Annotated in this window: 20 protein-coding genes; 14 read left to right on the top strand and 6 right to left on the bottom strand. The window is 31.8% G+C overall.

Annotated features, from left to right (window positions below):
• Positions 1-43 precede the first annotated feature (43 nt).
• The 3 genes from QZ260_RS10890 to QZ260_RS10880 all read right to left on the bottom strand — a co-directional run bounded on the left by QZ260_RS10890 (position 44) and on the right by QZ260_RS10880 (position 2,408).
• Positions 44-883: an OmpA family protein gene (locus QZ260_RS10890; RefSeq protein ID WP_295986080.1), complete on the bottom strand. Its 840-nt coding sequence runs from the start codon at positions 881-883 to the stop codon at positions 44-46.
• A 92-nt stretch (positions 884-975) separates the two neighbouring features.
• Entirely contained in the window at positions 976-1,965 is a 990-nt protein-coding gene (locus tag QZ260_RS10885) for a glycosyltransferase family 2 protein (RefSeq protein WP_295986076.1), read from the bottom strand.
• Positions 1,962-2,408, bottom strand: a complete 447-nt coding sequence (locus tag QZ260_RS10880; protein ID WP_295986075.1) for a type I restriction enzyme HsdR N-terminal domain-containing protein — start codon at positions 2,406-2,408, stop codon at positions 1,962-1,964. Before QZ260_RS10880 ends, QZ260_RS10885 begins: the two co-directional genes overlap by 4 nt.
• Before the next feature lie 61 nt (positions 2,409-2,469).
• On the opposite strand from QZ260_RS10880, the gene holA reads away from it, so the two are divergent.
• On the top strand, positions 2,470-3,474 hold the full coding sequence (gene holA / locus QZ260_RS10875; RefSeq protein WP_295986071.1) for a DNA polymerase III subunit delta: 1,005 nt from the start codon (positions 2,470-2,472) through the stop codon (positions 3,472-3,474).
• A 2-nt stretch (positions 3,475-3,476) separates the two neighbouring features.
• Here the strand turns inward: holA and QZ260_RS10870 are convergent, their stop codons facing one another.
• Positions 3,477-4,970: a YfcC family protein gene (locus QZ260_RS10870; protein ID WP_295986065.1), complete on the bottom strand. Its 1,494-nt coding sequence runs from the start codon at positions 4,968-4,970 to the stop codon at positions 3,477-3,479.
• A 65-nt stretch (positions 4,971-5,035) separates the two neighbouring features.
• Here QZ260_RS10870 and ung point away from each other — a divergent pair, with 65 nt between their 5' ends.
• From ung to QZ260_RS10850, 4 genes are all read left to right on the top strand, one after another.
• Positions 5,036-5,701, top strand: a complete 666-nt coding sequence (gene ung, locus QZ260_RS10865) for a uracil-DNA glycosylase (protein WP_295986061.1) — start codon at positions 5,036-5,038, stop codon at positions 5,699-5,701.
• 704 nt (positions 5,702-6,405) lie between these two features.
• Positions 6,406-7,245: a 1,4-dihydroxy-2-naphthoyl-CoA synthase gene (locus tag QZ260_RS10860; protein ID WP_295986056.1), complete on the top strand. Its 840-nt coding sequence runs from the start codon at positions 6,406-6,408 to the stop codon at positions 7,243-7,245.
• The gene (gene menA, locus QZ260_RS10855; protein WP_295986052.1) at positions 7,233-8,153 is read left to right on the top strand and encodes a 1,4-dihydroxy-2-naphthoate octaprenyltransferase; all 921 of its coding nucleotides are present in this window, start codon (positions 7,233-7,235) and stop codon (positions 8,151-8,153) included. Before QZ260_RS10860 ends, menA begins: the two co-directional genes overlap by 13 nt.
• A gap of 35 nt (positions 8,154-8,188) precedes the next feature.
• Entirely contained in the window at positions 8,189-8,866 is a 678-nt protein-coding gene (locus QZ260_RS10850) for a metal-dependent hydrolase (RefSeq protein WP_295986049.1), read from the top strand.
• Positions 8,867-8,879: 13 nt separating this feature from the next.
• Here QZ260_RS10850 and QZ260_RS10845 read toward each other — a convergent pair whose 3' ends face one another.
• A complete protein-coding gene (locus tag QZ260_RS10845) occupies positions 8,880-9,674 on the bottom strand; it encodes an SDR family oxidoreductase (RefSeq protein ID WP_295986047.1) in 795 nt (264 codons plus the stop codon).
• A gap of 48 nt (positions 9,675-9,722) precedes the next feature.
• Between QZ260_RS10845 and QZ260_RS10840 the strand changes: the two genes are divergently transcribed.
• Genes QZ260_RS10840 through sppA form a run of 4 tightly spaced genes read left to right on the top strand, consistent with a single transcriptional unit; the run spans position 9,723 to position 14,606 of the window.
• The gene (locus tag QZ260_RS10840; protein WP_295986045.1) at positions 9,723-10,757 is read left to right on the top strand and encodes an o-succinylbenzoate synthase; all 1,035 of its coding nucleotides are present in this window, start codon (positions 9,723-9,725) and stop codon (positions 10,755-10,757) included.
• Between the two features lies 1 nt (position 10,758).
• On the top strand, positions 10,759-11,721 hold the full coding sequence (locus QZ260_RS10835; protein ID WP_295986042.1) for a CPBP family intramembrane glutamic endopeptidase: 963 nt from the start codon (positions 10,759-10,761) through the stop codon (positions 11,719-11,721).
• 3 nt (positions 11,722-11,724) lie between these two features.
• Positions 11,725-12,798 carry an AMP-binding protein gene (locus QZ260_RS10830; protein WP_295986041.1) on the top strand — a complete coding sequence of 358 codons (1,074 nt, stop codon included), beginning with the start codon at positions 11,725-11,727 and terminating at the stop codon, positions 12,796-12,798.
• A 44-nt stretch (positions 12,799-12,842) separates the two neighbouring features.
• On the top strand, positions 12,843-14,606 hold the full coding sequence (sppA, locus tag QZ260_RS10825; RefSeq protein ID WP_295986040.1) for a signal peptide peptidase SppA: 1,764 nt from the start codon (positions 12,843-12,845) through the stop codon (positions 14,604-14,606).
• Between the two features lie 213 nt (positions 14,607-14,819).
• Here the strand turns inward: sppA and QZ260_RS10820 are convergent, their stop codons facing one another.
• A complete protein-coding gene (locus QZ260_RS10820) occupies positions 14,820-16,448 on the bottom strand; it encodes a carboxyl transferase domain-containing protein (RefSeq protein ID WP_295986037.1) in 1,629 nt (542 codons plus the stop codon).
• A 142-nt stretch (positions 16,449-16,590) separates the two neighbouring features.
• Here QZ260_RS10820 and QZ260_RS10815 point away from each other — a divergent pair, with 142 nt between their 5' ends.
• The 5 genes from QZ260_RS10815 to QZ260_RS10795 form a co-directional block, all read left to right on the top strand.
• The gene (locus QZ260_RS10815; protein WP_295986035.1) at positions 16,591-17,121 is read left to right on the top strand and encodes an NAD(P)H-dependent oxidoreductase; all 531 of its coding nucleotides are present in this window, start codon (positions 16,591-16,593) and stop codon (positions 17,119-17,121) included.
• 35 nt (positions 17,122-17,156) lie between these two features.
• Positions 17,157-17,594: a MarR family transcriptional regulator gene (locus QZ260_RS10810; protein WP_295986034.1), complete on the top strand. Its 438-nt coding sequence runs from the start codon at positions 17,157-17,159 to the stop codon at positions 17,592-17,594.
• 49 nt (positions 17,595-17,643) lie between these two features.
• Positions 17,644-18,516 carry a pirin family protein gene (locus QZ260_RS10805; RefSeq protein ID WP_295986033.1) on the top strand — a complete coding sequence of 291 codons (873 nt, stop codon included), beginning with the start codon at positions 17,644-17,646 and terminating at the stop codon, positions 18,514-18,516.
• 142 nt (positions 18,517-18,658) lie between these two features.
• Positions 18,659-19,846 (top strand): OmpA family protein, encoded by a 1,188-nt coding sequence (locus QZ260_RS10800; RefSeq protein ID WP_295986032.1) that lies wholly within the window; start codon positions 18,659-18,661, stop codon positions 19,844-19,846.
• 103 nt (positions 19,847-19,949) lie between these two features.
• On the top strand, positions 19,950-20,067 hold a 118-nt coding region (locus tag QZ260_RS10795; protein ID WP_295986095.1), incomplete at its 3' end, for a CAL67264 family membrane protein.

Here is a 20,067-nt window from a genome sequence, read left to right as displayed (position 1 = left end):
CCAACTAAACGTTGAGCTTTTAAATTATAATTTTTAAAACGTACTAGTTGTTACCAGCAGCTAAGTTTTTCATTTCTTTTTCAATCATATCATAAAATTGATCAATTCTTGGAAGTACAACAATACGTGTACGTCTGTTTTTTGCTCTATTTCCAGCAGTATCATTATCAACCAACGGTACAAATTCGGCACGACCTGCAGCAATAAGTTGCTGAGGGTTAACACCAAGTTCTTGTAACACTCTAATGATACTTGTAGAGCGTTTTACACTCAAATCCCAGTTATCAATTAATGGCTCTTTCATGTACGGTACATTATCTGTATGACCTTCCACCATACACTCAAAATCTGGCTTGCTGTTTACAACTTTTGCAACTTTAGCTAAAACTTCTTTTGCTCTAGTTGTTGCGTTGTAGCTGCCACTTTTAAATAATAATTTATCAGCGATTGAAATAAATACAACACCTTTTTCAACATTTACTTCAATGTCTGGGTCGTTAATACCAACCTCGCGTTTTAAGCTTGTTACCAAAGCTAAAGTTACACTATCCTTTTGGGTAAGGGCATCTTGTAAACGTGTAATTTTGAGCTCTTTTTCTTTGATACTTTCTAATGTTTTTTCAACATTGCTAGCACCTTTTGCAGATAAAATAGTTAGGTTGTCATTACTTTTACGCAAATCTGCTATTTGCTCTTGTAATGCTGTCGCTCTCGCTGTTACTGAAGCTCTATCTTCTAAACAAGCGTTTAATTTTACTGTTGCAGAATTAAGCAAGTCTTGAGTTTCTTTTTGTTTTGCTTCTAAATCTGTGAATAATTTTTTTGATACACACGAACTAAGTAAAAGCATTGCAGATACACTAAGTAATAAGATTTTTTTCATGATTATTTTAAGGATTAATTTTCTAAAGTATTTAACAAAAATATATAAAAATCGTTTGTTTTAAACATTTTAACAAAACTTTTACAAACGATTTATAAACTATTGTATTCCGTTTTTTTATTTACGAAATAATCGTATACTATGGATGTTCTAGAATAGTATTTTGTTTTGTTTTTTATTGATTTTCTTTGATTTAAAACTTGATTTAAATGATAGTAATAACTAAAATGTGCTTGTGTTATAGCTATAGTATGCTTTGGTTTAAATTCAATTAAGAATTTTATAGCAGCAATACCATCGAGAATTAAGCGGATAAATATTTTTCCTAGAATAAAACCATTGGCGTTTTTAGTAAGCGTAAAGAGACTGTTTCTAAAATTTAGGAAGGTTTTTTTGGGATTGCTATTTTTAAGTGTTGCACCACCTACATGGTAAATTTCAGAGCTGCCAACATATTTTATAACATAGCCAAGGTTTTTAGCGCGCCAACATAAATCTATCTCTTCCATATGTGCAAAATAAAGTTCGTCAAAACCATGTAGTTCTTTAAATATATCCCTTTTAATAAACATACAGGCACCTGATGCCCAAAATATTTCGGTCGAATCATTGTATTGCCCCAAGTCTTTTTCTACAGTGTTAAAAATTCTACCTCTACAGTATGGATAACCATATTTATCAATAAACCCGCCAGCAGCGCCTGCGTATTCAAAACAATCTTTTTTGTTATAGTCTAATAGTTTAGGCTGAATAATGCCAGTATTGGTATCTTCTTTAAAAGTATTTACAATCGGATTTAACCAGTTTTGGGTAACCTCTACATCACTATTTAAAAGACAGAAAACATCAGCATCAACTGATTTTAAAACATCATTATAGCCTTTAGCATAACCTGAGTTTTCTTTATTTTGAATAACTGTTATCGTTGGATAATTGGATGTAATAAAAGCAATGGAGTCATCAGTTGATGCATTATCTGCAACATAGATATCTGCATCCTTTGAATGTTGAATAACTGATGGTAAAAACTGTTCTAATAGTTTTTTCCCGTTCCAATTTAATATGATAATGGCTAGTTTCATGAAATATATTCTGGAATATCCTTTAAAAACTGATAACGTTCATTTTTAAAATCCATTTGACAATAATAATGATTTAATCCATTGGTTACCATTAGGAAAGTAGCATTTAACTCTAAATTATAACGTGCTATTTGATCGAATGCTTTTTGATTGATGCTTATTTTTGGAGCTTTACATTCCACTATGAGATGAATACTACCATCTGTATTGTAAATAACAATATCATAACGCTTTTTTAATGAGTTTATAGTCAGTTCTTTTTCAACATTAATTAAAGATTTAGGATACCCTTTTTCTTGAATTAAATACTGAATGCAATGTTGACGCACCCATTCTTCGGGTTGCAAAATGATAAATTTTTTACGTATCGGATCAAAAATAGAAACTTTATTTTCGCTATTTTTGAATCGGAAGTGATATGTGTGGAAATTTAAATTTTGCACATCACAAATTTATCATTATAATGTCACTTCAAGTTATTTTCACAGAAATTTTTATTACGATTTGGACGAAGTCAAACAATTAGTTACTGACATAAAAAATAAAAAACTCAAGCCTATTTATTTTTTAATGGGTGAGGAGGCGTATTATATTGATAAAATCTCAGATTTTATTGAAGCATCTGTGTTGGCTGAAGAGGATCGTGGTTTTAATCAAATGGTTCTATATGGTAGAGATGTTTCGGTTGACGATATCGTTGGGAATGCGAAGCGTTATCCAATGATGGCCGAATATCAAGTGATTATTGTAAAAGAAGCACAAGATTTATCTCGTACTATTGAAAATCTGGCTAAATATGCCGAAAACCCACAACCTACAACGGTTCTAGTGGTTAATTATAAATACAAAAAGATTGATAAACGCAAAGCTTTATACAAAACTCTTAAGAAAACTGGTGTGGTTTATGAAAGTAAAAAGCTTTATGAAAATCAAGTAGCCGATTGGATTCGTCGCGTTCTATCTCCTAAAAAATATACAATTTCGCCCAAAGCTGCACAAATGCTCGTTGAGTTTTTAGGAACAGATTTGAGTAAAATAAATAATGAGCTAGAAAAACTACAGATTATTTTACCTGAAGGCACCCAAATTTCTCCAGATCATATTGAAGAAAATATAGGTATAAGTAAAGATTATAATAATTTTGAGTTGCGTAAAGCTGTTGGAGAACGTAATGCTATTAAAGCCCATAAAATAGTTAATTATTTTGCCGACAATCCTAAGGACAATCCTATGGTGGTCACAGTATTATTGTTATTTAATTTTTTCTCGCAACTTCTTCATTTTCATGGGTTAAAAGATAAGTCTCCTAGAAGTGTGGCTTCTGCTCTAAAAATCAATCCTTATTTTGTGAAAGAGTATATTACTGCTGCTAGAAATTTTCCTATGCGAAAAGTGAGTGTTGTTGTGGCAACACTTAGAGAGTTTGATGTTAAGGGTAAAGGAGTTGGTTCTAATGCAGTACCTCAAGGTGATTTACTTAAGGAGTTAATGGTAAGAATTTTGTCCTAATTTTATATGTAAACTGATATTGTGAGCACAAGCATTGTGAAGAGTAACAGTATAAAAACTAGAGGCATCACAAATTTCAACCATTTATCATATCCTACTTTTACAATGGCCAAAGATGCTAAAATCAAACCAGTTGGATTAATAAATGCGAATAAACCCATACCATATTGGTAGGCATTAACGATCATTTCTCTACCAATCCCAACACCATCTGCCAATGGAGACATGATAGGCATTGTTAAAACAGCCATACCCGAAGATGAAGGAATGAAGAAGGATAGCCCACCATAAATGTATAACATGGCATTGATGAATATGCCTTTGTTCATACCGTTGGTGGCATTACTGGCATAGTATAAAAGTGTATCACTAATTTGTCCATCATTCATTAAAATAGTTACCCCTCTGGCTATTCCAATAATTATGGCAACACCTAATAAATCTCCAGCACCTTTTACAAAAACATCTACAAAAGTGTGTTCTTTAATTTTTCCTATTACACCTATAAAAATGGCACCTATTAAAAAGACTACCGTCATTTCTAAAAACCACCATTCTAATTGAGATACTCCATAAATCATAATTATAAAACACAAAATAAAAATGAAAAGGATAAGACGTAAGCGAGTAGTTAATTTTAAAGAAGCATCTGTTGTACTGCCAAAATGTTTTTCTATTTCTTCCTTTTGATCATAAATAATAGATTTTGTTGGATCTTTTTTTACCCGTTGTGCATATCTCATAATATATAGGATACAAATTAGTGCTCCTAAGCCTAGCATTATAAATCTTATAGTAATTCCTGATGTCCAATTTATACCAGCGGCATCTGATGCAATAATAGTGCTAAAAGGATTTGTTGTTGAGCACATAGTACCTATAGAAGAGCCAATGTAAATACAAGCTAATGGCACCATCGCGTCGTATTTAGCAGCTAAAAATATAGGTATAAGAATAGGGTAAAAGGCTATAGTTTCCTCGGCTAAACCAAATGTGGTTCCACCAATTGCAATTAAAGTAGTCACTAGAATAATTAATATATATTCATAGCCTTTTAGTGTTTTAGCAAGCCATGAAATACCTGCATCAAAAGCCTTCGTATAATTGATAACACCTATAAGTCCGCCTATAATTAAAACAAGAAAAATAATATCGGCACCCTCAATAATGCCTTTTATTGGAGATTTAATATAGGCAATTACACCTTGCGGCTTTGCTTCAACTTTTTTGTAAGTATTAGGTATGCTAATAGGTTTCCATATATCACCATTAGTAAATTTCTCTAATGGAATTTTAATTTCTAGTAGATTTAAAGTTTCCTGTGTCGCATCTAATACTTTAGTCTCACTTAAACTTTTTTTTGTAAAAGTATTTTCAATTTTATTATATGTTAAAGAATCATACGCTCCTGATGGAATTAACCAGGTTAAAATTGCAACTAATGCTGCGATAATTAATAATATGGTTTGAGCTGTTGGAAATTTTATTGTTTTCAATGGGATATATTTTATTAAGAATAAAGATAGTGCTATTTTAGTTTTGATTTAAAATTTAATAAGCAATGGAAGTTGATATTCATAAAAGCTGGATACCTTATTTAGAAGAAGAGCTTGATAAACCTTATTTTTCGGACCTCTCCAACTTTGTAAAAACTGAATATATAAATCACAACTGTTTTCCTCCAGAAAGTCAAATTTTTAATGCATTCAATCACTGTCACTTTGAAGCTGTGAAAGTGGTTATTATTGGGCAGGACCCATATCATGGTGAAGGTCAAGCCAATGGTTTGTGTTTTTCAGTAAGAGAAGGAATAAGTCATCCACCTTCATTAAAAAACATTTTTAAAGAAATAGAATCAGATTTAGGGATTCCATATCCAAAGAGTGGTAATTTACTACGCTGGGCGAATCAAGGTGTTTTGTTATTAAATGCTACGTTAACAGTAAGAGCACATGAAGCGGGTAGTCATCAAAAAGAAGGATGGGAAGCTTTTACAGATTCAGTTATAAAGACTATAAGTGATAGAAAAGAGAATATCGTGTTTTTACTTTGGGGTGGTTATGCAAAGAAGAAGATTAAATTGATTGATTTAAATAGGCATCACGTTTTAACATCAGGACATCCTTCACCTTTAAGTGCTAATAGAGGCTATTGGTTTGGAAATAAGAATTTTTATGACACAAACAAATGGTTAATAAACAAAGATATGCGCCCTATAGCATGGTAGCTTTTAGCTATGAGTTTTTGTTTCTAACATGAACATGTAAAAGTAAAAAAAGAGCCAAAAATATGGAAGTAAATAGGAAAATAGGGTATAACGTAAATAACATTCTTTTAAAGCCTTTATTCGAAAATTCAGACACTAAAAATTAGTAAAAGTCACACTTTTATCAAAAAATAAAAATTAACTTCCTGTAGGTGCAAGTGTTTGCGACGCTGTGGGCATAGTGATGCGTGTTCTTAAAACCACAGGTTTTTTGTCAATCTTAGTAACTCTTTTAGTTCTATTACAACTAAATTTCAGCAATAATAAATTGATAATTACAAGTCCAAAAAGAATAAGAGTAATTGTTAATAACATAGTAATTTGGGTTAAATATCCGGCAAAATACATTTTTATTCGATAAAATGCAAATATTTGTGAATAAAATCTTAATATCCCTAAATAATATTACAAAATTAATTAATAAATGACTACAAACAATACGTACTAATACGTATTTTTATATTTTTAGTACATCTTCAATATCTTATCTACATAATTATTGTCTTTTTAATTCTAAAGATGTTTTTTTATGTAGATTGTAATTTAATAACATAATCTTTAGCTGATTTATAATTAAACTATTTTCTACGTTAGACAAAAGTTTTTTGAAATGAAAACGCTTGTTTAATGAAATAAATTTATTTTTGAATAAAATAAAAACTAACATGAATCAACCTGAATGGGTAGTTGTTAAAGAATATCAGGATATCACTTATAAAAAGTGTAATGGTGTGGCTAGAATAGCGTTTAATAGACCAAATGTTCGAAATGCTTTTCGCCCAAAAACAACAAGCGAATTATATGATGCTTTTTATGATGCTAATGAAGATGTAAATATAGGAGTGGTGTTGTTATCTGGCGAAGGACCTTCAACAAAAGATGGTATTTATTCTTTTTGTAGTGGAGGAGATCAAAAAGCAAGAGGTCATCAAGGGTATGTTGGTGAAGATGGATATCATCGTTTAAACATTTTAGAAGTTCAGCGATTAATTCGTTTTATGCCTAAGGCAGTTATTGCTGTTGTTCCGGGTTGGGCCGTTGGAGGTGGACACAGTTTACATGTAATTTGTGATTTAACAATTGCCAGTAAAGAACATGCTATTTTTAAACAAACAGATGCTGATGTTACAAGTTTCGATGGAGGTTATGGATCTGCGTATTTAGCAAAAATGGTGGGGCAAAAAAAGGCTCGAGAAATCTTTTTCTTAGGAAGAAGTTATTCTGCGCAAGAAGCTTATGACATGGGAATGGTAAACGCGGTTGTACCTCATGAAGATTTAGAAAGTACAGCCTATGAATGGGCTCAAGAAATATTAGCAAAATCACCTACATCAATCAAAATGCTTAAGTTCGCAATGAATTTGACAGATGATGGTATGGTTGGACAACAAGTTTTTGCAGGTGAAGCAACGCGTTTAGCATATATGACAGATGAAGCAAAAGAAGGTAGAAACGCTTTTTTAGAAAAGCGAAAACCTAATTTTGATAAAAAATGGATTCCATAATGCAGAATATTTCTATTTGGATTTCTGCAATACGTTTAAGAACACTTCCACTATCAATTTCTGGTATTATTTTAGCAGCATGTTTAGCACATTATAATAGTGTTTTTGAATGGAGAATTTTTATACTTGCGCTACTTACAACGCTTAGTTTTCAAATTCTTTCTAATCTTTCAAATGATTATGGTGATGGTGTAAAAGGAACGGATAATGAAGACAGAATAGGTCCGGAACGCGCTATACAATCAGGTGAAATTTCACCAGAAGAATTGATGAATGCTATTAAATTAAATATAATTATATCAATTATTTTAGCTTTCACACTTATATATAGTGCCTTTGGTGTTAAGCACTTTTTACTCACTATTTTTTTCTTCTCACTTGGTATAGGATCTATAATTGCAGCTATTCGCTACACTATGGGCAGTAATGCTTATGGTTATAAAGGTATGGGTGATGCTTTTGTCTTTGTGTTTTTTGGTTTAGTAAGTGTTATTGGTTGTTATGTTTTATTTGCAAAACAATTAGACCATGTTACTTTTTTACCTGCCTTTACTATAGGATTATTAAGTACAGCTGTGTTAAATCTAAATAACATGAGAGATAGGTTGTCTGATAAAAAATCAAATAAAATTACCTTAGCTGTTAAATTAGGAGAAAAAAATGTTAAGATTTATCATAACATTTTAGTTTTGGGAGCCATAATTACATCGGGGTTATTCGGGGCTCTATATTATACCTCGCCATATAATTTAATTTTTACAATTACTTATATCCCTTTGCTTCTGCATTTAAAAAGAGTAAATGGTAATATTGATCCTAAATTATTTGATCCTGAGCTGAAAAAACTAGCATTAACAACGGTATTATTGGCAATCTTAATAGGAATTGGTCATTTACTGCCATTTTAGTAAATTTAATATTCTAAAACTATAATTTTTTTAATATGAAAATCACATTTTATGGTCATGCAAGTTTGGCCATTCAAATAAAAGATATACATATTCTTGTTGATCCATTTATTTCATCCAATGAAAAAGCTTCTCATATTGATGTTAATTCGCTTAAAGCTGATTATATTTTAGTGACTCATGCACATCAAGATCATATTGCAGATGTTGAATCTATTGCTAAAAGAACAGGAGCTGTCGTGATTTCTAACTTCGAGATTGTTAATCATTTTGGTAAATTAGATATTGAAGGGCATCCTATGAATCATGGCGGGAAATGGGATTTTGAGTTCGGTACTGTTAAATATGTAAATGCGATTCACACGTCTTCGTTTCCAGATGGAAGCTACGGCGGGCAACCAGGAGGTTTTGTAATAGAAGGCGAACATAAGAACATTTATATAGCCGGAGATACTGCATTAACGTATGATATGAAGTTAATTCCGTTACAGACTAAATTAGATTTAGCCATTTTACCAATAGGCGATAATTTTACTATGGGAATTGATGATGCTATTTTAGCGAGTGATTTTATTGAGTGTGATAAAATTTTAGGATATCACTATGATACCTTTGGTTATATTGAAATAGATCATGAGGAATCAAAGCGAAAATTCTTTGAGAAAGATAAAGATTTGATGTTGTTAGAAATAGGTGATTTTATTGAATTATAGTTGATTTTTGAATTTATCGCACCTTACTTCTTAAAACCATTTTATGTAATAATTTTGGAGACAAACGTTTTAAATAAGCACCAACCTTTTCGAATTTACCAATATAAACCTCAAACTTATTATGTCTTATTGCCCTAATCATCTTTTTTGTAAAAACAGAAACATCTAAACCTTTTTCAGTCATTTCGTCTTGATACCCCTGTTTACTTCCATTTGATGTTAAAGCATTTCTAGCAACGTTTGTGTTTACAAATCCAGGACAAACCATAGTTACTTTTACATTGTCTTTTTCGTGTTCTAAGCGTAGAGCATCAAAAAAACCGTGCAAGGCATGTTTGGCACCACAATAAGACGAACGAAGAGGAGAACTAAATTTCCCCATAAGACTTGATACGACAACATAATGTCCAGATGCATTAGTAATAAAATGCGGTAATATGGCTTTGCTTAATGCTACTGTTCCCAGGTAATCTATTTCCATAATCTTTCTGTCTACTTCAATAGAAGTTTCGATAATAGGTGAGCGTTGGCTAATACCACCATTATTTATAAGCACATCAATTTTACCATAAATGGCTACTGCTCGTTCAGCCAATGTTTTCATAGAATCAATATTTGCTAAATCAAAAGGAAGCACTGTAATAGTTTCTGAATTAATACAACTAGCTTTTACACGCTGTAATTCAGCTTCTCGTCTTGCCGAAATAATTAATTTACAACCTTTTTCTGATAATTGTTTTGAGAGTTCTTCTCCAATTCCTGACGAAGCACCGGTTATCCAAATAATTTTTCCATTTAATTTATTCATAAACTTATTAATTTCAATCAAAATACAATATTTTTGCGACACAAAATTATGACAGCCAATTATCATAAATACCTCCTCGATTTCAAACAGCCTAGTGGAACATCAAGAGGGACATTAACTCAGAAGGAAACCTATTTCATCATTATTAATAGTGAGATTAAACAAGGTATAGGTGAATGTGGGTTATTCAGAGGTTTGTCAATCGATGATAGACTCGATTATGAAAACAAGTTAAATTGGGTTTGTAATCATATTGATCTGGGGCTAGAGGAATTACTAACACAACTAATCGAATTTCCTAGCATCCAAATTGGTTTAGAAATGGCTTTTAAATCTTTAGAAAGTCATGATCCGTTTGAATTGTTTCCTTCAAAGTTTATTAGAGGTGAAGATTCAATTTCTATTAACGGACTCGTATGGATGGGCAGTGAATCTTTCATGAAAGAGCAGATTGCTAAAAAAATTGAAGCCGGTTTTAGCTGTATTAAAATGAAAATTGGAGCGATAGATTTTCAACAAGAAATAAATCTGTTAAAATCCATCAGAAATCAATTCTCTTCAAAAGATATTGAATTACGTGTTGATGCGAATGGCGCATTTCATCCTACAAATGCTTTAGAAAAACTAAAAATTTTATCAGATTTAGATTTACATTCAATTGAGCAACCTATAAAACAAGGCCAAATAGATGCTATGGCTACTTTATGTAAAAAAACACCATTACCAATAGCCATAGATGAAGAATTAATTGGAGTTTTATCTGTAACAAAGAAGCAAGAATTGCTACAAACCATAAATCCACAATACATCATTTTAAAGCCAAGTTTAGTTGGTGGATTTTCAGGTAGTGATGAATGGATTAATTTGGCTGAAAAACAAAATATTGGGTGGTGGATAACAAGTGCTTTGGAAAGTAATGTAGGCTTAAATGCCATTGCACAATATACCTATACAAAGCAAAGTAATATGCCCCAAGGTCTAGGTACCGGTAATTTGTTTACTAATAATTTTGAATGCCCTATGCAAGTCAATAATGGTCAATTGCAATACAATAATTTAAAAAATTGGAAATTTAATTTATAATATGGATTATATACAACAAGCTTATAAAGGGTTACACGATTTATGGCGATACATATTGGGGGTGGTTATTATATTTTTTGCGTGGCAATTAATAGGTATGATTCCTTTAGTTATTACACTAGCAATAAAAGTATTAGGAGATAGTGCTGTTAATATGCCTACGGACATTACTCAAATGTCAAATGTATTAGGTAGTAACCTGTTCTTGTTTCTCATGTTGTTATCTTTTGTTTTTGGATTGTTAGGTGTATTTATTTCCTCTAAAGTATTGCATAAACAATCATTAACTAGTTTAACTACTGCGAGAAATAAAATTGACTGGAAGCGTTTCTGGTTTATATTTATTCTATGGGGAATGGTTTCTAGCAGTATGGTGTTGTTAGACTATTATATGAGTCCAGAAGATTATCAAATTAATTTTAACTTACAGCCATTTTTAATTCTTGCAGCTATTACTATTCTTATGATACCACTGCAAACTAGTTTTGAAGAATACTTTTTTAGAGGTTACCTCATGCAAGGTTTAGGGGTGATTTTTAAAAATAAATGGTTGCCATTATTAATAACATCAGTAGGGTTTGGTTTAATGCATATTGCAAATCCAGAAGTAGATAAACTGGGGTATGTGATTATGGTATATTATATTGGAACAGGATTGTTTTTAGGTGTCATTACGCTTATGGATGATGGCTTGGAGTTAGCTTTGGGTTTTCATGCCGCTAATAATTTATTTACAGCACTTTTAGTAACTGCCGATTGGACGGCATTTCAAACACATTCTATTTTAAAAGATTTATCAGATCCATCAGAAATGGGATTAGCTGAAATTTTTGTTCCTGTTTTTATTGTGTTTCCAATTCTACTTTTTATTCTTGCAAAAAAATACAATTGGAGTAATTGGAAAGATAAACTTTTAGGTGAAGTAGTAGCACCTCCAAAAGAAGATTATAAAATTTTAGATTAAAATATGACACCAAAATATACTAATGTACACTCAAAATTTAAGCTTGATAATTTAAGTTATACTTATGAAGACCTTATGGAGGTTGCCTATAGTTATGTTAAGGAGGGCTTACCTTATCAGCAGGAGCTTGGTGATTTTTTACTCGATTGGCTTGATGATAAAGATTATATAATTGTAAAAACATCTGGTTCTACAGGGAAACCAAAAAAATTAAAAATTAAGAAAGAGGCTATGGTGAATTCTGCTATTGCTACAGGTGATTTTTTTAATTTAAAACCAGGAAATAAATTACTACAATGCCTACCATCAAATTTTATTGCTGGTAAAATGATGATTGTAAGGGCTATTATTTTGGGCCTTGAATTAGATATGGTAGAACCATCTGTGCTTCCACGAATTGATTATGAAAAAGACTATGACTTTTGTGCTTTTACACCTATGCAACTCAAAAGTTTCGCAAAATATTTAAAAAGCATTAAAACTGTAATTGTTGGTGGAGGTCGTGTTTCAAATACTATTATCGATTTAATTAAAGATAAAAAACCGCATGTTTACGAAACATATGGAATGACTGAAACCGTTTCGCATATTGCAGTTAAAAAGCTTAATAATTTTTCAGGACAAGAAGAAGAGAAATATTTCACAACACTTCCAAAAATTAAGTTGTCTCAAGACGAAAGAGGATGTTTAATTATTGAAGCTCCAAAATTATCTGATGATAAAATAGTTACTAACGATATAGTTGATTTAAAATCTGACTCTAGTTTTAAATGGCTTGGACGTTATGATAATGTCGTAAATTCGGGAGGTATTAAATTATTTCCAGAACAAATTGAAAGTAAACTTCAAGATAAAATTGAGGGTGAATTTTTTATAGCCTCAAAAGAAGATGATACTTTAGGTGAAAAGCTTATTTTGATTATAGAAGGAAATAATAACGATATAGATAATACGATTTTTGACGATTTAGATAAATACGAGAAGCCAAAAGAAATTTATACTACACCAAAATTTAAAGAAACGGCTTCAGGTAAAGTCCATCGCAGAAAAACTTTAGAGGCACTAAATCTTGTTTAGTACCAACTTCATTATAGCATTAAATACTAACAAAAAATATAATCATGAGTTTTATAAAACGCGTGTTGTCAACCGTCACAGGAATCTTTGTATTCTTAATTATTTGTTTCTTTGGAATCTTGCTTTTAGGCGTATTATTTAGTTCAGAGTCTGATGATTTGGTAAAAGTGAGATCGAATTCAGTCTTAGAATTGAAATTAGATTTCCCAATAAACGATTATGCAGGAAAAACGAAATTTGTAGAATACCCTTTTTTGAATGAAGACAAAAAAAATGGCCTTTTTAATATTATAGATGCTATAAATTATGCGGAAACAGATGATAAAATTAAAGGGATTTCGATTGATAATAATTTTATAAATGCAGGAATATCGCAAACTAAAGCGCTTCGAGGGGCTCTAGATAAATTTAAAGCATCCGGTAAGTTCGTTGTTGCTTATGGAGATATATACTCTCAAAAAGATTATTATTTAAGTTCTGTTGCAGATACAATTTATTTAAACCCTGTTGGGATGATGGAATTTAAAGGCTTGTATACAGAGCGCTTATATTTTAAAGATTTTCAAGAAAAGTCTGGATTTAAAATGGAAGTGGTAAGATTAGGTAAATATAAAAGTGCAGTAGAACCTTTTTTAGCTAGCGAAATGAGTGATAATAACAGAGAGCAAATCTCAGTATATTTAAATTCACTTTGGAATGAAATGAAACTGGATATTTCAAAGAGTAGAAGTATTCCAGTTGATAGATTGAATCGTATTGCAGATAGTTTATTAGCTAGAAATCCTAATTTGGCAAAATCTTCTAACCTTATAGATAAGATTGCATACCATGATGAGTATTTAAATGGAATGAAGTATGCTCTAGGAATAGATTCAGAAAAAGATTTAAATCTCATTGAGGTAGCTGACTATTCCGAATATGCATCAAATAAATTAAAAGCGAATTATAATAAAAATAAAATTGCTGTAATTTTTGCTGAAGGTGATATTATGTATGCTGATGGAGAAAAAGGAATAGTAGGTCATGGCGCTATAAATAGATCGTTACAAAAGGCAAGAAAAGATGATAAAATAAAAGCGATTGTTTTAAGAGTAAATTCTCCAGGTGGTAGTGCTTTGGCAAGTGAATTGATTTGGCGTGAAATTGAGCTTACTAAAAAAGTAAAGCCCGTTATTGTTTCTATGGGTGATTTAGCGGCATCTGGCGGTTATTATATAGCTTCAAATGCTCATAAAATTATTGCTGAACCAACAACAATTACCGGAAGTATTGGTGTATTTGGAATGTTACCTAATGGTAAAAATCTAGCTGATAATATGGGGATTAATGCAGAACAAGTGGTTACCAACAAAAATGCTGTAACTTATAGTTTTTTTGAACCTTTAAATACCGAACAACGTCGTTTTATTAAAGAGGGCATTTTAGACATTTATGATTTATTTTCTAAACGTGTGGCTGAAGGAAGGAATTTAACTCGGGAGCAGGTTGAAACTATTGCTCAAGGTAGAGTTTGGACGGGAGCTGATGCAGTGAAGAATGGTTTAGTTGATGAATTAGGAGGTTTAGATTTAGCATTGCAATATGCAGCTGAGGCTGCAGATATTCAAGAATATAAAATAAAAGAATTTCCTGTTTTTGAAAAGAATCTTGACAAAATGCTTGAAGATTTAGGATTAGCAAAAGCCAAGAAAACCATTTTAGCAGAGGAATTGGGAGAAGAAAACTACAAGTTACTAAAAGAAGTTAAAAGATTGTCTCAGAAAAAAGGTGCGCAGTTGTCATTTCCATTTAGTACTGAAATTAAATAGAACAAATAATACAAAAAAAAGGTGAATTTTGATTCGCCTTTTTTTATGCAATTAACTCATTGAAAACATATGTTAATCTGTTCTTGGTATTGTAATACACGATAGCCCAATTTGATTCGGCAATAACTTTGGAAAATAAAAATTATGCAATTGTTTTAACCGCTATAATACTTCTGCCGGAGATTATTTCAGGTTAACATACTAAATCATTTTTTAAACCTGTAATACTCCCATATTAAATTTCTTTTCAATAGGAGCGTGGTTAGCAGCTTCAATGCCCATAGAAATCCAAGTTCTGGTATCTAGAGGATTTATAATGGCATCGGTCCAGATTCTTGCTGCTGCATAATACGGTGAAACTTGATTATCGTAGCGGTCTTTTATTTTATTAAATAATTCTTTTTCTTTTTCCGGAGTAATTTTTTCACCTTGTTTTTCAAGCGATGCTTTTTCTATTTGAAGTAAAACTTTAGCAGCAGAGTTTCCACTCATAACAGCGAGTTCAGCACTAGGCCATGCAAAAATAAGTCTAGGGTCATAGGCTTTTCCACACATTGCATAATTACCTGCGCCGTAACTATTGCCAATAATCACCGTGAATTTTGGTACTACTGAATTGCTTACAGCATTTACCATTTTTGCGCCATCTTTTATAATACCAGCGTGCTCACTTTTACTCCCTACCATAAACCCTGTGACATCTTGTAGAAAAACTAATGGAATTTTCTTTTGATTGCAGTTGGCAATAAACCGCGTCGATTTATCTGCGCTATCATTATAAATTACACCGCCAAACTGCATTTCGCCCTTTTTGGTTTTAACTAGTTTTCGCTGATTAGCAATAATACCAACTGCCCAACCATCTATTCTAGCGTAGCAAGTGATAATAGTTTGACCGTAACCAGCTTTATATTCATCGTATTCAGAATTATCAACTAAACGTTTGATAATTTCATACATATCGTATTGGTCTGCTCTCGATTTTGGAACAATACCATAAATGTCTTCAGGATTTTCTTTGGGTTTTTTAGAGTCACTTCGGTTAAATCCAGCCTTATCATAATCTCCAATCTTATCAATAATGTTTTTGATTGTATCTAAGGCATCTTTATCGTCTTTGGACTTATAGTCGATAACTCCAGAAATCTCGCAATGTGTTGTTGCACCGCCTAAAGTTTCATTATCTATACTTTCTCCAATAGCAGCTTTAACTAAGTAACTTCCAGCAAGAAAAATACTTCCTGTTTTATCAACTATTAAAGCTTCATCACTCATAATAGGTAGGTACGCACCACCAGCGACACAACTGCCCATAACCGCAGCAATTTGTGTAATCCCCATACTACTCATTATGGCGTTATTTCTAAAAATACGACCAAAATGTTCTTTGTCAGGAAAAATTTCATCTTGCAAGGGGAGGTAAACACCAGCACTATCAACTAAATAGATAATAGGTAATTTATTTTCAATGGCAATTTCTTGGGCACGAAGGTTCTTTTTTCCAGTAATAGGAAACCAAGCACCAGCTTTAACGGTAGCATCATTAGCAACTACAATACATTGTTTGCCTTTAATGTATCCTATTTTAATAACTACACCACCAGAAGGACAACCACCATGTTCTTCATACATACCCTCTCCGGCAAAAGATGCAATCTCTATAGATTTCGCTTTAGGATCCAATAAATAATGAATACGCTCTCTAGCGGTCATTTTACCTTTACTATGATGCTTTTCTATTTTAGATTTTCCACCACCTAAACTCACTCTTGCAAGCCTTTTGTTCAGTTCTGATACTAAGAGTTTATTGTGATCTTCGTTTTTATTGAAGTTGATATCCATAGAGTGATTATTTGTCACGAATTTACAAAACCAATCCCTGTATAAAAAGTGAATATTTTGTTAAATAACATTACATGGAATTATATTCCTTGGAATATATATTATTTATATCTATCTTTGGTATCTAATTAATAAATTAAGAATGAAAAATATAATGGCTTTTGCAGGTAGTAATAGTAAAACTTCAATTAATAAACAGTTAGCCAAATATGCAGCAAGTTTAGTTGAAAATGCTGAAGTAACTACTTTAGATTTAAATGATTTTGAATTGCCGGTTTATGGTATGGATTTAGAAAATGAAAAGGGCATTCCAGAGAATGCACAAAAGTTTTTAGATGCTTTACAATCATATGATGGCATCGTATTGTCTTTGGCAGAACATAACGGTGCGTATTCAACAGTATTTAAAAACCTTTTTGACTGGATGTCTAGAATAAACGGAAAGCTATGGAGTGAAAAACCGATGTTATTAATGGCTTCATCCCCAGGAGCTAGAGGAGGAGTTACCGTATTAGAAATTGCTAAAGGACGTTTCCCATTTATGGGTGGAAATATTGTTGCAGATTTTAGTTTGCCATCATTTTTTGATAACTTTAAAGAAGGGAAACTGGTTAATGAAGAATTGCATTTAGAATTAAAAAGTAAAGTTGAAGTATTTCAAAAAGCGTTGTAACTTTATACTGAGACTGAAAACTGAAGACTGAAAATATGGGGGATATTTCAAAAGATATTAATTCAAACTTTGCCAACAATAAGGTGAAAGCGTTATTGAATATCATTTATACATCAAATTGGATTAGTAGCCATCAGAACGAGTTTTTTAAACCTTATGGCATATCTCCTCAACAGTTTAATATTTTAAGAATTCTTCGTGGTGCGGGAGAACCAATTAAGGTTCAAACTATTAAAGAACGAATGATCGAACGAGCACCAAATGCCACAAGATTGATGGACAAACTTAGCGATAAAGGTTTAATAAATAGATTGCCTTGTCCAGATGATAGAAGAGTGGTTCATATCCAAATAACTGATTCTGGTTTGTTATTGTTAAAAAATATTGATCAAAATTTTAAAGAAGATTTACTGGAGAATTTAACAGAGCATGAAGCTTCTCTGTTAAGTGATTTATTAGATAAAATTAGATAAAAAAAATTATACAAATAGTTTCCATGGAAACTACTCAATAATTAATATTATGAAATTAAATACCATAAATAGATTAGGACGAAGCGATTTCGTAAACATGGGTCCCATTCAATTGAGGCAACCTATACCAACGCAACATATTGATATTATAGATCCGTTTATACTTTTGCATCACTACGGGCCATACGAAATCTCAGAACGAAATAATCCTTTTGATCTAGGTCCGCATCCACATCGTGGTTTTGAACCTATAACATTTTTAGTTGAAGGAGAACAATTACATCGTGATTCTTTGGGTAACGAAAGTGTTGTAAAAGCGGGAGATGTGCAATGGACGACTGCAGGAAGAGGTATTATTCATGCAGAAGCACCCACAAAAGAATTTGTGCAAAAAGGAGGAACTCTTGAAGGCATTCAGTTATGGTTGAATTTACCAGCAGAAAAGAAGATGATGGCTGCTAATTACCAGCATATAAAAAATGAAGACTTTAGAGTAGTTTCTTCCAAAGACAACAAAGTAAATATTCAAATTATAGCAGGTGAATTAGAAGGTGTTTACGGACGCATTAAAACACAAACACCGGTAAATGCCTTTATGATTACCGTTGAAGCTGGAGGAAGCTATACTATTAAAGTTCCAAATTCGTATCAATCAACATTATATCTGTTAAAAGGGGATGTATTGATAAATGATTCTGAGACATTAAAATTGAACGAAAATCAATTAATTCAGTTTAATCAAGATGGTGAAGGATTCTCTATTAAGGGCAAAGGTAGAAGTAAATTATTATTTATTTCTGGAGAACCCCTTTATGAGAAAGTAACTACTTATGGGCCTTATGTGATGAATACACAAACAGAAATAATGGAAGCTATGCGCGATTACCAAATGGGTAAAATGGGCTTTCTTCCTAATAGTTAATTTGATTGGGAATTGTCGGTATAAACTATCAACAGATACTATTTATTGCTCATATAACGAATATTTGAGCTCTATGTAGTGAATATTTTATTGGGCTTTGTTAATTGAATACTTTCCCAGTATAAATTTAACCCCAAATTAAATGAAACTTAAAAAAAATATCTTATTCGTCTTGTTATGCGCTAATATTTTTATTTCTCACTCTCAAACACAAGAAATTCCAGAAACTCCAGAAATCACAGAAAAAGATTCAACTATAGTCAGTTCATGGATTGTAGGCCTTGGTATTAATGCCGTAGATGATTCAGATCATACCAAATTTAGGGTATTTGATGTTAAGGATGCCTGGAATTCTCGACCGTACCCTTCACGTGTTAGTATTGGTAAGTATTTTAAATCTGGATTAGGACTTGAATTGATAAGTGCTATAAACAAATATAAGGAGGGTAAAATTGTTGAAGGTCTTAGACTTACTGAAGATATAGGCTATTTTTCAATCGATTCTAGATTGAGTTATGATTTAAATAAAGTAATTGGGGAAACTGGCTGGTTCGACCCTTATGTTGGTGTTGGCTTAGGGTATACAGATGCAAACAACACCCCTAGAGGTACTTATAATGCCATATTTGGTTTTAGAACTTGGCTTTCGGATCGTGTTGGTTTAGACTTTAACACATCTGGAAAATGGACTATGGATAATGATTTAACAAATCATATTCAACATGCAGTAGGTGTAGTTTATAGATTCAAAGCTGAAAAAGAATTAACTAAGAAAGGACAAGAAAAGCTTGATTTAATTAAGGAACTTGAAAAAGAAACAAATAGAATTAACGATTCTATTGCTTTAGTTAATAAGTTAGAGGAAGAGAAAAGGTTGTTAGCAGATCAGTTAGAGAAAGAGATAGAAGAAGCTAGATTGGCTCAAATTGTTAAAGAAAAAGCTAGAGAGCAGGAAAGAAAAGATATTCAAAATGCTATAGATGCTTTAGAAGATATTTATTTCGGTTTTGATTTATCGAATATAACATCAACATCAAGTAAAATATTAGACAACTTGATTTCTATCTTAAATAAAAATCCAGAGTTAGTAATAGAGATTACGTCTCATACGGACTCTAGAGGTAACGATGATTATAATAAAAAATTATCAGAACGCAGATTGAAGAGCACACTAAATTATTTATTTGAAAATGGTATAGCAAAAGAAAGAATTGTTGGCGGTGCTTATGGTGAAGAAAAATTAACTAATGAGTGTGATAATAACACAAAATGTTTTGATAATAAGCATAATAAAAATAGAAGATCAGAAATCAAAATCATTTCATTTTAGTAAATAAAATTTTAAAATAATTAATTAAGCATCCCACATGGGATGCTTTTTTATTTAAAAATACGATATTTGCTTTTCGACTAACCAATAAAAAGAAAAGATTATGGCAATGAATAAAAATACAGTATTAGCCTGGGCTACATGGGTTATGATTTTTGTAGGACTAGGACTAATAGCTCTTGGTGCTTTTAGATATGATGATGTTGCTGGCTGGGGTTTTG

Source organism: uncultured Algibacter sp. (assembly GCF_905480415.1).
Classification (GTDB): domain Bacteria; phylum Bacteroidota; class Bacteroidia; order Flavobacteriales; family Flavobacteriaceae; genus Algibacter_B.
Note: the sequence above shows the minus strand (reverse complement) of the source record. Positions and strands in the feature narration are given on the sequence as shown.